The organism is Vibrio sp. EA2, assembly GCF_033042495.1.
Classification (GTDB): Bacteria; Pseudomonadota; Gammaproteobacteria; order Enterobacterales; family Vibrionaceae; genus Vibrio.
Genome location: NZ_JAWLID010000008.1, coordinates 52,692 through 67,601, shown reverse-complemented (window position 1 = coordinate 67,601; position 14,910 = coordinate 52,692). Strand labels below are relative to the sequence as shown.

Genomic DNA, 14,910 nt, shown 5'->3' with positions numbered 1-14,910 from the left:
AATTGAGACAGTATTAGTCATCCTTAACACTTTCGAATAACCCAAGATACTTCCTATAAACAAAAAATCCCTCAAATAAAATTGAGGGATTGCGACTAAAGTAAGTTCAATACTATCGGGAAAATAACGATAGAATCGTATTAAAACCGACTACTTACCATTCTATGCAATAGTAAATTTAACTGAGTGTTACTTGTAAAATTCTGGAGTTTCCGGCATATCGATGTCAACAACTTTGCCTGAAACGCGTGCTTCAGCACATGCATCGGAAGTAACAGCTGCAAAGTAACCATCCCATGCAGTTGGACCATTGACTTCTCCGGCGTTTGTAGAATCGATCCAATCTTGAAGCTCTACATCATATGCTTCGAAGAAGCGGACTTTCCAATCAGTAAGAATACTAGTGGAAAGTTTTGCATCTTTACGAGTCGATAGGCTCATTGGTTCTGGTAGATTAGCAATCCCCTCTTCCCCTACTACCTGACATTGGATATCGTAGCCGTATTGACAGTTCACAAAAATTTCTGCATCAATATGAATGCCACCACGAGTTTCTACGATGACCATAAGTGGATCTTGTAGCTTCGAATGCGTGTATTTAGTTCGTTTCGGATTGATAACCTGAACAGATTTATAATCGTCACCAACTAGCCAGCGTAATACGTCGATTTCATGGATGAATGTATCCGAGAAAGGCATATCGCCGTAATAAGCTTCTGGGACCTCAGGGTTTCTGTGAGCACAGTGTACTAGCAACGGCTCACCTAGATCACCATTTTCAATAGCAGCTTTAAGCAGTTTGTAGCCCGCATCATAACGACGCATGAAACCAACCTGCACTAGTTTTTTGCCTGCAGCCATTTCAGCTTCAACAATACGCTTACAACCTGCTGCAGTATCAGCGAGTGGTTTTTCACAGAATACCGGTTTACCTGCTTTGATCGACTCTAGAACAAACTCTTCGTGCGTTGGTCCCCAAGAGGTGACAACAACAGCATCGACGTCTGTTGAGTTAATCAGATCCTGACCATTAGCGTAAACTTCAGCTGGAATATTCTCTTCGGTCAAAAATGCTTTTACTGCTTCCGGATCCACATCAGTAGCCGCAACAACTTCTGCACCTTGTAGAAGATTATGAATTCTTTTCGCATGTTCTTTGCCGATTGCACCTAAACCAATCACACCTACTTTTAAAGTCATGATATTCGTCCTTTAAATTTCATTTAAAATAGAGATACTAAAAAGTTGTCTGAATAATGAAACTTATTACTTAAATTAATAAAAATAAGTTTTCCATATAAATAATATAATTTACCCAGACACTGATTAATAAGATAAATAGTTAATAATTACCTTTATACGAAATAAGTTATAGTGACTTATCCCATATGGAAAGAAGCAAGTTATTTTTAAATTCCAGCAACGTCTCGGATATATTTTCGCGCTTTTTGTGCATACTCTAGTGGATCTGCAACGCTAGGGTCCTGTTCTGCTTCTATAACCATCCAGCCTTCATATCCAGCTTTATCTAACGCATCAAATATTGGTTTAAAATCAATGACACCATCACCAGGAACGGTGAAAGCACCTAAACGAACGCCATCAAGAAAACAGCGATGTTCTTCTATCACTTGCTGACGTTTTTCATCACGAATATCTTTTAAATGAACGTGTGGAATACGCGCAACATATTTATCCAGAACTTCAAGGATGGCTTCTTGCTTACCTTCTGAGTAGTAAATATGACCCGTATCTAAGAGCAAGCCAACATTATCGTTAGTCATCTCCATAAATCTGTCTATCTCAGAAGGGGTTTGCACACCCGTCCCCATGTGATGGTGCAGACAAACTTTCATGCCTTTTTCTGCTGCAAGCTCAGCAATTTTATTGTAGCCATCAGCGACACGTTGCCACGCTTCATCAGTCCAGTGCGGCTTCTCTTCAAATACTGCTTTTTCCGTACCCTGAATACTGCCACTTTGCTCTGAACAACCAATAACTTTTGCACCCATTTCATGTAAGAAATTCATATGCGCAACAAATTCAGCGATAGATTGTTCTTCTTTGCCATCGGCAAAGAAAGTACTAAACCAAGCATTACAAATTTGGATGCCACGAAGCGCGAGCTTCTCTTTTAGTACTTTAGTATCTTTAGGGAACTTACAACCTACTTCACTGCCGGTGAATCCAGCCAAAGCCATTTCACTTACGCACTGTGCAAATGTATTTTCTGCTCCTAAACTTGGTAGGTCGTCATTCGTCCATGCAATAGGCGCTGCACCAAGTTTTACTTTATTTTTGTCCATTAAAGGCCTCCCAATATAGAGTCCACCATTAACAAGTTAATAATGGGTTAAATGCGATCAAGGATGAATTCGATACTTTCTTTTGCTGCTGCAACGTGGTCTGGTAGATCCCAAACAGGCGCAGAGAATGGTTCAAATGAGAAATAGCCCGTGTAACCTGCTTCAAGCAACTGTTTGATCTGGCCAACATTATCCAAACGGTCTTGAGCATTAATCATAAGACGGTGTGCATCTAGCATTTCTTCAAATGTGATGTCTTCATCTTCAACACCGGAGATATGAACTAGACCTGTGTGTTGTGGGAAGAGTTCAGTTTCAGAAGCCCCTTTGTGATGGAACGTGTCGTGTACGATTTTGAACGTATCTTCGAAGCCAAGCTCTTTAATTGCTTCAACCGCTTCAGCTTTGGTGCGAAGGGATGAGATAGGGAAGCCTAGTGGCTCGACATAGCCTTTAATTCCATGTTTATCAAAGATGGTTTTAAGGTGAGTTAATGACTCTTTAACTTGTTCCTTCGTACGTTGATTTCCATCATTCAAAGGACATAGTACAAGCGCTTCAGCGCCACAAGCTTCAGCCAATTCAGCCAACTTTTCTGCCTTCTCTTTTAATTCGTTATCCCACACATTGAATGGGTATACCGCATTAATAGTTAGAACTCGAACACCTGCAGATTTTGCTTTAGCGCCAACCGCTTGAGCTTGCTCAACAGAAACCAGGCTATTCTCGTTTACGTCATTACGTAATTCGATAGCATCCAGCCCGAGTTGTACCGCATAATCAATAAGAGCTTCTGCCGATACTTTTGGACATAGCATGTGATTTAAAGCAAATTTAATTTGGGTGGTCATGTTCACTACCTCGTTATAATTTCACGTTTGTATTAAAATTAAATATTATATGCGGCTAACTAAGTAAGAATCTTAGTAAATGTCGACAAAGAAATAGTAGCGAGATCATATCGTTTTTGATACTTATGTTTTGATGGGTTTTCATCAATGAAATGTGATCCAGTTTCAAGTCAATTAGCCATCTTTCGTAAATGTGACTTGTGTTCGCCATGTATTTGTTGACTTGTTATAAACCTGTATTCCAGAGCTTTTTATGAACGAGTAGGCTAAGCTATATGTTGTTTAATTATTCAATTGAGTTGTGACGGAGAGTAAATTCTAGAAATTTAAGGAGAGCTAGCGTATTGTCAGCGCTAGGCACACTGGATATTCATCTAGTAGTACACTTGAACCACTAAACCACTGCTGTGTATGTATTAAAGAGTTATGAAGAAATCAACTTTTGCTGTGATTGCAGAAAAAGCGCAGGTAGGAATTGCTACCGTAGATAGAGTTCTAAACGAACGAGGAGGAGTATCTCCAAAAACTGTCCAGAAAGTCATTACAGCAGCCAAGGAGTTGGGGATTAAACGTACACTGCCGGAAATATACCAAGCCCCCTGGAGGATAGAACTAATCCTCAGTCAGAATCCTTCACAATTTTTCAAATCTTTAATGCAAGGTTTTAGTAAAGTCGCTCAAGGGCATCAGTATCGCAATGTTCGGTTGCGTTGCAGCTTAGTACCTGAAAGCCAGCCTGAAAAGCTTGCCAACCACCTAGAGAATAGCGCTGATAAGTATGACGGTATAATCGTATTTGCAAATGACAATGACTCCATTTATCAAGCGTTAGAAAAGTGCCACTCTAATGGAACCCCTGTTATCACCCTTGCTACCGACTTGCCTGAAAGTAAAAGGCTCTGTCATGTCGGGATCGATCAGTATCAGATTGGCAGGACGGCCGCTTCCCTAATGTCTAAAATGATTCCGAATCAAGGCGAAATCATACTGCTCAGTGGACGATTTGACTACCAGGCTCATATTCAAAGAATGAAAGGTTTCCAGGACGCGATAAGTAAACGGGACACCATTACATTAAGTGATATTTTATATGGCGATGACGACAAGGAAACGATACTGCGCCTTTTAAGTCAACAAAATAAAAGAGAAGTTATTGGTATATATAATTCAGGAGCAGGAAACCAAACGATAGGTAATTGGCTATCGAATGCAGGGAAAGTAGGTTCTTGTGCCTTCATAACGCATGAGCTTTACAATACCACGGAAGAACTATTAAAAAATAACACACTTTCTTTTGCTCTAGACCAAAATGCTCAGCAGCATGCAGAGCTATCGCTCGATATTATGTTTAACCACTTACAAAATGGCTACTCTCCCGACATTTACAATGATGGCAAAGTCGCGTTCAGAATTATAACGGAAGAAAACCTGACTTAATGAGTATTAGACGTAATCAACCTAACTAACTCATCTGGCTAGTAAAAATAAACACTGTAAAACTGTAATTCTTATCTATCACAAGACAGTGGATAAAACTATCCGCTCATATTTGAGGGAATCTTTTAATAAAAAAAGCTGGCGATTCGCCAGCAAAAATATAGAAAAAAGGCAGCGCGCTCTGCCACGCGCTTACCCATCAGGGCCCCTACCATGCCCTGCCAAAACGGTTAAAAAGTTTGATTAGCCTAATGTTGGCATATTAAATGAGCTTGAGTGCTGTTCCAGGCGCACATCGCTTGCAGGCCAACGGCTAGATACAGTTTTCATTCTTGTGTAGAAACGAACGCCGTCATTGCCGTGCACATTTAATGGACCGAAAACAGATCGTTTCCAACCACCAAAGCTGTGGAATGCCATTGGTACTGGGATTGGGATGTTGATACCTACCATACCAGCCTGCACATTTTCACTAAACTGACGTGCTGTTTCGCCATCACGAGTGAAGATTGCCGTACCATTGCCATATTCATGACGATTAACCAGTTGAATAGCGGTTTCGAAATCTGGTACGCGAACAATCGCAAGAACAGGGCCAAAGATCTCTTCTTTATAGATAGTCATGTCAGGTGATACGTTATCGAATAGCGTTGGTCCTACAAAGTATCCACTTTCATAACCTTCAACACTTAGTGAACGACCATCGATAAGAAGATCAGCACCTTGCTCTACGCCAGAGTCGATGTAACCAATGATTTTCTCTTTATGAATTTGAGAAATTACCGGCCCCATATCATTTTCTTTGCCTTCGACAATGCCAGGGCCAATGGTCATTTTGTCAACGCCGGTACGCAGTTTATCGATAAGGTGATCCGCAGTTTCGTCACCAACGACTACTGCCACTGAAAGAGCCATACAACGCTCACCAGCCGCACCAAATGCTGCACCGATAATTGCATTCGTTGCCATATCCAAATCTGCATCTGGCATTAAGATACAGTGGTTTTTAGCGCCGCCTAAAGCCTGACAACGTTTACCATGTGCTGATGCCGTTGAGTAAATGTACTCAGCAATTGGTGTTGAGCCAACAAAGCTAACCGCTTGAACACGTGGATCCGTTAGTAGTACATCTACCGACTCTTTATCGCCATTCACTACATTAAACACGCCGTCAGGAAGACCCGCTTCAGAAAGCAGCTCTGCCAGAACCAAAGAGGTTGTTGGATCCTTTTCTGACGGTTTTAGAACAAATGTGTTACCAGTCGCAAGTGCAATAGGGAACATCCACATTGAAACCATCGCCGGGAAGTTAAATGGGGTAATACCCGCACAAACGCCTAGTGGCTGCATTAGAGAATGGCTGTCGACACCCGTACCCACATTAGCAGAATGCTCACCTTTCTGAAGGTGCGGAATACCACAAGCAAACTCAACAACTTCCAGGCCTCGAGTTAGTTCACCCATGGCATCTGAGTAAACCTTACCGTGCTCAGTAGAAATCGTTTTGGCAAGCTTGTCCATGTTAGCTTCCATTAACTCTTTGAACTTAAATAGGATTCGAGCACGTTTTAGTGGTGACTTTTTCGACCATGCAGGAAATGCCTTTGAAGCAGATTCAATTGCCAGTTCCGTTTCACTCTTTGAGCTAAGAACGACCTGGCGAATTTGTTCACCAGTAGCAGGGTTAAATACTGGAGCAAATTTGCCGCTTTGGCTTTCCTGAATGCTTCCACCGATATAGTTATGAATAGTCTCCATGACCAACTCCTATTTTAGACTGACTGAGCGACTTGTTTCGCACGTAGTTATGGCGATTTCTGTTATAAAAAGCAGTTCCTAGCGTCAATTTGATCTTCACTTATTGATGACAAGTTTGCTTTTCGTTATCGAACGAAATCATTGTATGAAATTAATATTTCATTTTCAATGATAATGAAAAATATAATTTACAATTTTGAAAATCCAGATCACAAAAAGCAACATCGGTTACCAAGAAACAGCATATTTAAGTCTCTGGTCCTTCTGAGCAGAGACGAAGGAGTGAGAGTCAGGCGCTACTTTACGTGCACTTTATAGTCAAAGTTATTTCTGTTCCTGCTCAGTGCGCAGCGAGCAGATTCCTAGTCTCGGTAAGGATCGTGGAGTGACGCGGACAAAATCGTTAAGTAATTGGAGTTTAGAAATTAAGAATAATGATGTTGTGTCTGAAAGGTTGATGTTCTCTGCAACAACTGACAGCAGGAACGTCCTTGATTAAATTTGGAATGAACAGACTCTGGCGAGTCATGTTTTGGGATGAGAGAGGCTAAAGGCAATCTCGAAGTACATCCAGTTTTCATAGTGGACTCTGCCACTATTCTACCCTGCTGCTTTCACGTGGTGGTAATTTAGGTTAATCATCAACACGAATATTGGTGTCTTAATTTACCTGCCTGTCAATGTTATCTCTCGGTCATAGTGCCACCAGCTTTGAGGCTCGTCTTAACACCCTAGTCGGGTAGACTACTCAACTTTTCACTATTCCCACGTAGTATTACGGCTTATGTTTAAACTGCTGAAATCATATGAGGTATGTTTGTTCATGACCTCTGGATTAAAAATTACTTAATCAGCTGTTTTCAAAGCCTTTTATACATGAAGTACTGTAAATGATGTCAATAGAAGTAGCAGTAAATAGAAATCACTACTGTTACTATTAGCCAATACAGGCACTTTGTTTTGTATAAACTCGTTGATGATAAGCTTTAAAGGCTTTTGGTTTGCTTTCGCCTTAATGGTATTTGTTTCTGGGTTTTCTTCCGCGTCTTTTACCATGTAATACGCGTTATAAGCGATTGCTCCGTACATTTCATTATCCTTATAGAGGTTGGGTTGTTTGTGGTTCTGGTACTGCTTTGTTCAAAAGTGCTTTAAGTGAAAAACGCTTCTTCTCTGTCTTCACGACTTCTACGCCTGCAACGACTTGATTTTCGCGAGCGTCTTTAACCATGTAATAAGTGTTATATGCGAGTGCTGCGTACATATCGTTATCCTTATACTGTTTGAGTTGTTTGTGGTTCTAATACTGTTTTGTTGAAAAGTGCTTTAAATGAAAAACGCTTTTTCTCTTTCATGGCTTCTACTTCTGCTGCGACTTGATTCTCGCGAGCGTCTTTAACCATGTAGTAAGTGTTGTATGCGATTGATCCGTACATATCGGTCTCCTTTATACCGTTTGAGTTGTTTGAGATTTTGGTGCTGCGTTGTTGAAAAATGCTTTCAGTGAAAAACGCTTTGTTTCTTTCATTGTTTCTACTTCTGCTGCGACTTGATTCTCGCGTGCGTCTTTAACCATGTAGTAAGTGTTATATGCGATTGCTGCGTACATAATTTATTCTCCAAATGTTTGTAAGTTTCCTACATCAACGGGTGTAAATATAGATCTAGGTCACACAAAATGCAATAGATATTTTAATATTTAAACAAAATAAAATGAATATTTCTCTCATGCCTCGTAATCGATTGAAATTGTTTGATTATCCTGAATGAAACCTTCGCACACTATGTGTCATGGTGCTAAAGACAAGGGAAGTAATGCGTTATTTCAGACAGAACAATGACCACTATAGGCGACAGATAAGAAAAAACCTGCGGGAAAAACCTTTCTGTAATAAAAGAACATTGAGTAATTCAGAGAACTGAGCTAAAAAGTTTGTCAATAAATGAACAAGGAGGGATACGGGCATCATCTGCCCACAGATAGAAACACCGTTGAGTGAATGGTCAATTTTCAGTGTCCAAGCAACATTAGGTTGAGCCATGAAATTCCAGCCAACCTCAAATAAAAAAAACGCTCTTCGAACCGGGAAGCCGATAAAGAAGAGCGCAGTAAATAATACAAAGAAAAAGCGTGGCTTAATGAGGGGGGATGTAATAAGCCACTACAGGAGCGTTATTCGCCTTCGTTCCAAACTGTTTTGTAAAGCTCGATAGTTTCTTCTAAAGAAGGAACACGAGGGTTATTGCCAGGAGAACCAGAATCCAGTGCTTGTTGTGCCATGGTCGATAGAAGCTCAAAGAAACGCTCTTTATCAATACCATATTGAGACGGCGTAGGAACGGATAGTTCCGTATTTAATGCACGCAGTTCACTGACTAACTTCTTACATGCAATCGCATTAGTGTCAGAGAGAGAGGCAACACCAATAGCGCGAGCACACTCCGCATAACGTTTTTCAGCGCTAGGGATAGAAAACTCGGTAATAGCGGGTAGCAACATCGCGTTGGATAGGCCATGAGGCACATGGAAAAATGCACCAATAGGTCGGCTCATGCCGTGTACCAATGCAACCGATGCGTTAGAAAATGCCACACCAGCCAAGGTTGCGCCAAACATCATATCAGAGCGAGCGCCCTCATCTTTCGGATTGTGATAAGCCTGACGAATACTCTTGCCAATTTTTTCCATCGCAATCAGCGCTTGAGTGTCAGAGAACTGATTCGCTTTTTGACTAACATAAGCTTCAATAGCGTGTGTCAACGCATCCAGACCACAGTCAGCTGTGACACGTGGCGGAAGTGACATGGTCAGTTCGTAATCCACTAATGCGGCGATAGGCATAAACCCAAGGCCAGAACACAGCATTTTTTCGTCGTGCAGATCATCTGTAATTACCGTAAAGCGAGTGACCTCTGAACCAGTACCGGCAGTCGTTGGAATGGCAATAATAGGAAGACCAGCTTCGCTAACATCACGCGGGAATTTGTAATCGCGTACTTGTCCACCAAATTTACCAACTATCGAGATAGCTTTAGCACTATCGATTGGGCTACCCCCACCGATAGCAATAATGGAGTCAAATCCGCCTTCACGCACCATTTTTACACCAGCGTCGATTGAACTCACTGTAGGCTCTGGGATCGTATCAGAAAATACGGAAGCCTCGATGCCCTCGGCCATCAGCGCTTCTGAAACTTTTTCTACATAACCTAGCTGAACCATCATTTTATCGGTGACAATTAACGGTCGTGATGCACCTAAGCTTGCCATTACGTCCGAAGCTTGAAGTGATGCCCCTTTGCCTACATGCATAATCCTTGGTAATACGATTCGTGCGCTCATTCTATTTCCTTAATCATTACATTGATCGTGAAGTCTAAGAGTATATGAAATACTTGTCCTTAAACGTACCACTCGAAATGGACATAGTGAAATGAATTTTTCATTTTATGTGAGGAATGAACGTTTGAAATTCACCCAACCTACCATTTTACTGTCTTTGATCAATATATATGCTGATTTACCTTCTTAGAAGCCATCTTTCTCTTTATTTGTAATGAAATGAGTGTTTCAATTTCGAAACATTTTGGAAATTAAATTTGATTACATATTGGAGATTACCGTGGACGTTGGAATATTGGGCATATTGCTGTCGTTAGTTTTGTTGATGTACCTCGCGTACCGAGGAATGTCAGTCATTTGGTTAGCGCCTATTTTGGCATTAGTTGCTGCTCTGTTTTCTGCCGGGACCTACATGATGGCGAGTTATACAGAAGTCTTCATGTTAAGTGCAGCGAACTACGTAAAACTCTATTTTCCGGCGTTCTTACTTGGGGCGATTTTCGGCAAAGTAATGGATGACTCTGGTGCTGCAAAATCAATCGCTAAAGTCATTGTTAATAAGGTGGGAAGTAATAATGCGATCTTAGCCGTGGTACTCGCCGTATCGGTTTTGACCTACGGCGGTGTGTCGATGTTTGTGGTTGTATTTGCAGTATACCCTATTGCAGCACAGATATTTAAAGACAGTAATGTGCCTAAGCGCCTGATTCCTGGCACGATTGCGCTCGGTTCCTTCACATTTACCATGACCGCTTTACCAGGCTCACCACAAATCCAAAATACCATCGCGATGCCTTTTTTCGGTACCACAGCATACGCTGCGCCAGGTCTTGGGTTAGTCGGCGCCGCCGCCATGTTTGGCTTGGGCATGCTATGGCTGAAACGCCGAGAAGCTGTCGCCCGAACAAATGGTGAAGGTTATGGCATTCACGATGAATCAGAAAGTGATGAAAGCGATGAGAATAATAACATTCCTTCTGCGACTCTGGCCTTTATCCCAATTCTTATCGTTCTGGTTTTAAACTTTCTGATCGTGACTTTCTATTTCCCAAGTGTCGATACCAGTTACCTTGTTAACTACGATACAACGCTGCAAAAAGTAAATGGTATGTGGAGTCTTATCATCGCCCTAACCACCGCTATTGTTGTCGCACTTTTATTATTTAAGAAATACATGAAGGACATTCGCTTCTCTCTTAACGAAGGCGGTGAGAGCTCTATCATGCCAATCATGAATACCGCTGCAGCAGTTGGGTTTGGTAATGTAATCAAATCACTGTCCTCTTTTGAGTTAGTAAAAGAAGGCATACTTTCGATACCAGGAACTCCGCTTCTATCCTTTGCTATGTCGACCAGTTTGCTCGCTGGGATAACCGGATCTGCATCCGGCGGTCTGAGTATTGCTTTGGACGCTCTTGGTCAAGTGTATATTCAAAAAGCACTGGAGTTAGGCATTAGTCTGGAGTCTTTACACCGAATCGCCTCGATAGCTTGTGGAGGGTTAGATTCACTCCCTCATAATGGCGCGGTTATTACCCTACTTGGGATTTGTGGAATGACTCACCGTGATTCATACAAAGATATTTTTGTCTGTACTCTGGCGATTCCTATGGTTGCGACTGGTGTCGTGTTGATTTTCGCGTCCATGGGCGTGGTGTAAATCACCCTAGTCACCGATATAGATACATTTCGAGAGTCGTTCATTTCCCTTAAAGCAGAGTATCCGTACTCTGCTTTTTTTCGTTTCCTCCCATACCATTATCAACAACGCGGTGTCGTTCTATATCAACGGATGATGAGCGGTTTATTCTTAGCTAAAGAATCACTTGAAAGGCTATTTAACTTAAGAGAAGAGGGCCGCTCTGCATGGGGCAATCGGTTTTTCCAATAGCCCCATGGACGGTTTCTTTTTCAGGATTGAGGGAAGTGACTAGGTTCGGTTACTCAAATACTTTTCATAATCAGGAATGTCAATTTCCACTTCTCGCGACATGAATTCGGAAGCAAACAGAAAGTCCGCTGTTGCCTGGTTTGTCGCAACGGGAATATTCCATACACTAGCGATGCGGAGTAATGCCTTAACATCTGGATCGTGAGGAACGGAGTTCAAAGGATCCCAAAAGAAGATCAACATATCCAGGCTGCCTTGCGATATTAGGCTACCTATTTGCTGATCGCCACCCATTGGGCCGCTGATCATGCTGTTGATGGTTAAATCGGTATTTTTCTGGATCATATGACCCGTAGTGCCGGTGGCATAAAGTGTGTGAGATTTTAGCTGATTTTGTTTTCCACCAACCCACTTTAAAAGCTGGGCCTTGCAGTTATCATGTGCAACTAACGCAATATGTTTTCTCGCAGGTATGATTCGAGTTGTTGTTTCCATAAGAGTGCTCTTCTGATAATAAAAGGAAAGTGAAACAGGCGTTAGTTCAGCCCGCCCATCAAAATGTACTTAACTTCCATAAACTCGGTTAAGCCCATATGCGAGCCCTCACGACCTAACCCCGACTCTTTGACCCCACCAAAAGGTGCGACCGGGGTCGAAATCAACCCCTGATTTACTCCCACAATACCAGCTTCTAGTGCTTCACTTACTCGCCAAACTCGAGAGTGAGACTCAGTATAGAGGTAAGCACTCAATCCAAAATCGGTGTCATTAGCACGAGAGATCACTTCTTCTTCCGAGTCAAAGCGAAACAACGGAGCTACCGGGCCGAACGTTTCTTCTTGTGAAACCAACATTTCATCGGTGACATTCAGAAGAACATGGGGAATTACAAAATTATTACCAAGTGGATGGCTCTCCGTACCATAACCAACCTCTGCCCCTTTTGATACCGCATCCTCAATATGGCTCTTAACTTTATCTACAGCACTGTGATTGATAAGTGGACCGATCATTGTCTCTTTCTCAAAACCGTTTCCTACTTTTAGTTTGGAAACACGTTCGATGAGTTTTTGAGCAAAGGTATCATAGACTGAATCGTGTACATAAATACGGTTGGCACACACGCAGGTTTGCCCAGCATTACGGAACTTAGCGATCATAGTGCCTTCAACTGCGGCATCTAAATCAGCATCGTCAAACACGATGAAAGGCGCATTACCACCCAACTCGAGAGACAATTTTTTTATCGATGCTGCCGATTGCTGCATCAGTATTTTCCCGACACGTGTTGAGCCAGTAAACGAAACCTTCTTCACCCGCTTATTTTCTGTAAGTTCCTTCCCTATCTCTATCGCATCCCCGGTCACAACAGACAATACACCATCAGGAAAGCCTGCTTGCTTTGCAAGCTCTGCTAGTGCTAGTGCGGTAAAAGGAGTCTCCGGCGCAGGCTTCAGTACGACGGTGCAACCAGCCGCAAATGCTGGGGCACATTTGCGGGTAATCATAGCAATAGGGAAGTTCCAGGGAGTAATCGCAGCAACCACGCCTATCGGCTCTTGTGTGGTTACGATACGAGAATCACTGCGATGAGTTGGAACAATTTCGCCATATGCTCGCTTGGCTTCCTCAGCAAACCACTCAACAAAGCTGGCTGCGTACATCACCTCACCTTTTGCTTCCTCAAAAGGCTTGCCTAATTCAGTGGTAATGATCGTAGCGAGATCGTCTATGTTCTCAACGATAAGTTGGTACCATTTTTTTAACAGCAGTGAACGTTCACCAGCTAGTGTAATTTTCCATAACTTAAACGCCACTTGAGCCGATTTAATCGCCTCTGACGTTTCACTTCTACCCATTTTAGGAACCGAACCAATAATGGTGTTATCAAAAGGGTTGAGAACATCACTGGTCTCACCGTTTTCAGCGCTGAGCCATTTCCCGTTTATAAAGCATTGTTGTTTATATAAGTTTGGATTCGATAGCTTCATAGTGTCACCTCTGAATGGTAAGAAAAAAGAAGCCATGAAAAATCATGGCTTCTAAGGCGAACTTATCCTTCGCAGTGGAATTTTAGTCGAAACAAATAGGCCCTGCTCTGTTGCAGATTAAGCATGTTTTGCTTTGTACTCCGGGCCATTAACCCAATTGTGATCTTCTTCCCAGGTAAATAACCATTTGCGGGAAGGGCCTGCCATAACATTGAGGTAGTAGCTGTCATATCCCGCAATGGTTGCAACAGGATGGTATCCTTTCGGTGCTTTTACTACGTCTTTGTTGTATGCGGCCATACACTCATCAAGAGAACGGTCATCGGTATAAACACGTTGTAGAACAAACCCTTGCTCTGGGTTTAGTCGGTGGTAATAAGTTTCCTCAAGGTAAGTCTCATTAGGCTCGTTTGCGGTATCGTGTTTGTGACTCGGGAATGAACTTGTGCAGCCTTCATCGGTGTAAACTTCAACAACCAGCAGTGTATCTGCCTCTGCATAATCTGGAAGGATATTGTGAACATAGCGTTTATTGTTACCAACGCCTCTCGCTTCAGCATCAATATTTTCCGGCGCGATCAATCGCGTTGGGTATGTGCCTTTACCTGGAGAGGTACACACTGCCAGCTCAATATCGGTTAACGCCTGCACTTCACAGTTATCACTTGGTGTCACATAAACTGCATAAGGTTTTTTGCGCTCAAATGGACACATGCGATCACCAATATTCTCGTATGTTGCCGAGTCTGTCACCACTGTTGCCTTGCCAGCAACCAGTACCAGGCAAGTCTCTACTTCTGAAGCTGGCAGAGAAAGGCTTTCACCTGCTTTTAACTCATAAGCTTTAAATCCAACATATCCCCAATCAGCATTTTCTGGGGTAATGTTTTGAGTACAACCGTCAGATGGAGACGCTTGATATTTCGATAGTAGATTAGACATTCAACTGTTCCTTATGCGTATTAATGTGCACTTCCCAAATGGGCTTTACATTTCAATTTGACCCATAATATGAAATGAAGATTTCAAAAACAATGATAAAGATCGGCTAATACCCTTATGTAGAGTCTTCTTTAAGATTTTTCCCTTCACAACTGGACTTAGATCACAAAATGATGTTCATCCCGTCACTATGACAATATATGAAATATAGTTTTCATAATTAGAGGACGGGTCACAAGTAGTATTACAGCCCTGCCTACTCCATCGCTCCTGTGTAATTTAAGTAAACTATAGTGAAGTGTCGCTAAATAGCGCCTTATGTGTGCTGCCATTAGAACCGGAAATAATCATCTCTCTCACCTATACATACTAAAAACTCAAAATCCTAAAC

Annotated in this window: 14 protein-coding genes; 2 read left to right on the top strand and 12 right to left on the bottom strand. The window is 42.1% G+C overall.

Going from position 1 to position 14,910, the window contains the following annotated elements; all coding sequences use genetic code 11:
- Nucleotides 1-189: 189 nt before the first annotated feature.
- The 3 genes from RXX31_RS16280 to RXX31_RS16270 all read right to left on the bottom strand — a co-directional run bounded on the left by RXX31_RS16280 (nt 190) and on the right by RXX31_RS16270 (nt 3,157).
- Nucleotides 190-1,200 carry a Gfo/Idh/MocA family oxidoreductase gene (locus RXX31_RS16280; protein WP_317590658.1) on the bottom strand — a complete coding sequence of 337 codons (1,011 nt, stop codon included), beginning with the start codon at nt 1,198-1,200 and terminating at the stop codon, nt 190-192.
- Between the two features lie 209 nt (nt 1,201-1,409).
- Entirely contained in the window at nt 1,410-2,306 is an 897-nt protein-coding gene (iolE, locus tag RXX31_RS16275) for a myo-inosose-2 dehydratase (RefSeq protein ID WP_317590657.1), read from the bottom strand.
- Nucleotides 2,307-2,353: 47 nt separating this feature from the next.
- A complete protein-coding gene (locus RXX31_RS16270) occupies nt 2,354-3,157 on the bottom strand; it encodes a TIM barrel protein (RefSeq protein WP_317590656.1) in 804 nt (267 codons plus the stop codon).
- A gap of 426 nt (nt 3,158-3,583) precedes the next feature.
- Between RXX31_RS16270 and RXX31_RS16265 the strand changes: the two genes are divergently transcribed.
- The gene (locus RXX31_RS16265; protein ID WP_317590654.1) at nt 3,584-4,594 is read left to right on the top strand and encodes a LacI family DNA-binding transcriptional regulator; all 1,011 of its coding nucleotides are present in this window, start codon (nt 3,584-3,586) and stop codon (nt 4,592-4,594) included.
- A 243-nt stretch (nt 4,595-4,837) separates the two neighbouring features.
- Here RXX31_RS16265 and RXX31_RS16260 read toward each other — a convergent pair whose 3' ends face one another.
- The 6 genes from RXX31_RS16260 to RXX31_RS16235 form a co-directional block, all read right to left on the bottom strand.
- Entirely contained in the window at nt 4,838-6,352 is a 1,515-nt protein-coding gene (locus RXX31_RS16260; protein ID WP_317590652.1) for a CoA-acylating methylmalonate-semialdehyde dehydrogenase, read from the bottom strand.
- A gap of 870 nt (nt 6,353-7,222) precedes the next feature.
- Nucleotides 7,223-7,441 (bottom strand): hypothetical protein, encoded by a 219-nt coding sequence (locus RXX31_RS16255; protein ID WP_317590650.1) that lies wholly within the window; start codon nt 7,439-7,441, stop codon nt 7,223-7,225.
- A gap of 10 nt (nt 7,442-7,451) precedes the next feature.
- Entirely contained in the window at nt 7,452-7,616 is a 165-nt protein-coding gene (locus RXX31_RS16250; protein ID WP_317590648.1) for a hypothetical protein, read from the bottom strand.
- Between the two features lie 10 nt (nt 7,617-7,626).
- The gene (locus RXX31_RS16245) at nt 7,627-7,788 is read right to left on the bottom strand and encodes a hypothetical protein (RefSeq protein ID WP_317590647.1); all 162 of its coding nucleotides are present in this window, start codon (nt 7,786-7,788) and stop codon (nt 7,627-7,629) included.
- A gap of 11 nt (nt 7,789-7,799) precedes the next feature.
- Nucleotides 7,800-7,961: a hypothetical protein gene (locus RXX31_RS16240; protein ID WP_317590645.1), complete on the bottom strand. Its 162-nt coding sequence runs from the start codon at nt 7,959-7,961 to the stop codon at nt 7,800-7,802.
- A gap of 564 nt (nt 7,962-8,525) precedes the next feature.
- A complete protein-coding gene (locus tag RXX31_RS16235; RefSeq protein WP_317590644.1) occupies nt 8,526-9,695 on the bottom strand; it encodes an iron-containing alcohol dehydrogenase in 1,170 nt (389 codons plus the stop codon).
- 280 nt (nt 9,696-9,975) lie between these two features.
- Between RXX31_RS16235 and RXX31_RS16230 the strand changes: the two genes are divergently transcribed.
- Nucleotides 9,976-11,355: a GntP family permease gene (locus tag RXX31_RS16230; RefSeq protein WP_317590643.1), complete on the top strand. Its 1,380-nt coding sequence runs from the start codon at nt 9,976-9,978 to the stop codon at nt 11,353-11,355.
- Between the two features lie 270 nt (nt 11,356-11,625).
- Here RXX31_RS16230 and RXX31_RS16225 read toward each other — a convergent pair whose 3' ends face one another.
- The 3 genes from RXX31_RS16225 to iolB all read right to left on the bottom strand — a co-directional run bounded on the left by RXX31_RS16225 (nt 11,626) and on the right by iolB (nt 14,519).
- Nucleotides 11,626-12,081, bottom strand: coding sequence for a methylglyoxal synthase (locus RXX31_RS16225; RefSeq protein WP_317590641.1), 456 nt, complete (start codon nt 12,079-12,081; stop codon nt 11,626-11,628).
- Between the two features lie 41 nt (nt 12,082-12,122).
- Entirely contained in the window at nt 12,123-13,577 is a 1,455-nt protein-coding gene (locus tag RXX31_RS16220) for an NAD-dependent succinate-semialdehyde dehydrogenase (RefSeq protein ID WP_317590640.1), read from the bottom strand.
- A 117-nt stretch (nt 13,578-13,694) separates the two neighbouring features.
- Entirely contained in the window at nt 13,695-14,519 is an 825-nt protein-coding gene (iolB, locus tag RXX31_RS16215) for a 5-deoxy-glucuronate isomerase (protein WP_317590638.1), read from the bottom strand.
- Nucleotides 14,520-14,910 lie beyond the last annotated feature (391 nt).

Excerpts from the sequence above, each read along its gene's own strand:
- RXX31_RS16270 (WP_317590656.1), bottom strand. The coding sequence starts at position 3,157 with ATGACCACCCAAATTAAATTTGCTTTAAATCACATGCTATGTCCAAAA.
- iolE (WP_317590657.1), bottom strand. The coding sequence starts at position 2,306 with ATGGACAAAAATAAAGTAAAACTTGGTGCAGCGCCTATTGCATGGACG.
- RXX31_RS16220 (WP_317590640.1), bottom strand. The coding sequence starts at position 13,577 with ATGAAGCTATCGAATCCAAACTTATATAAACAACAATGCTTTATAAAC.
- RXX31_RS16235 (WP_317590644.1), bottom strand. The coding sequence starts at position 9,695 with ATGAGCGCACGAATCGTATTACCAAGGATTATGCATGTAGGCAAAGGG.
- RXX31_RS16240 (WP_317590645.1), bottom strand. The coding sequence starts at position 7,961 with ATGTACGCAGCAATCGCATATAACACTTACTACATGGTTAAAGACGCA.
- iolB (WP_317590638.1), bottom strand. The coding sequence starts at position 14,519 with ATGTCTAATCTACTATCGAAATATCAAGCGTCTCCATCTGACGGTTGT.
- RXX31_RS16245 (WP_317590647.1), bottom strand. The coding sequence starts at position 7,788 with ATGTACGGATCAATCGCATACAACACTTACTACATGGTTAAAGACGCT.
- RXX31_RS16265 (WP_317590654.1), top strand. The coding sequence starts at position 3,584 with ATGAAGAAATCAACTTTTGCTGTGATTGCAGAAAAAGCGCAGGTAGGA.
- RXX31_RS16260 (WP_317590652.1), bottom strand. The coding sequence starts at position 6,352 with ATGGAGACTATTCATAACTATATCGGTGGAAGCATTCAGGAAAGCCAA.
- RXX31_RS16280 (WP_317590658.1), bottom strand. The coding sequence starts at position 1,200 with ATGACTTTAAAAGTAGGTGTGATTGGTTTAGGTGCAATCGGCAAAGAA.
- RXX31_RS16250 (WP_317590648.1), bottom strand. The coding sequence starts at position 7,616 with ATGTACGCAGCACTCGCATATAACACTTATTACATGGTTAAAGACGCT.
- RXX31_RS16225 (WP_317590641.1), bottom strand. The coding sequence starts at position 12,081 with ATGGAAACAACAACTCGAATCATACCTGCGAGAAAACATATTGCGTTA.
- RXX31_RS16255 (WP_317590650.1), bottom strand. The coding sequence starts at position 7,441 with ATGTACGGAGCAATCGCTTATAACGCGTATTACATGGTAAAAGACGCG.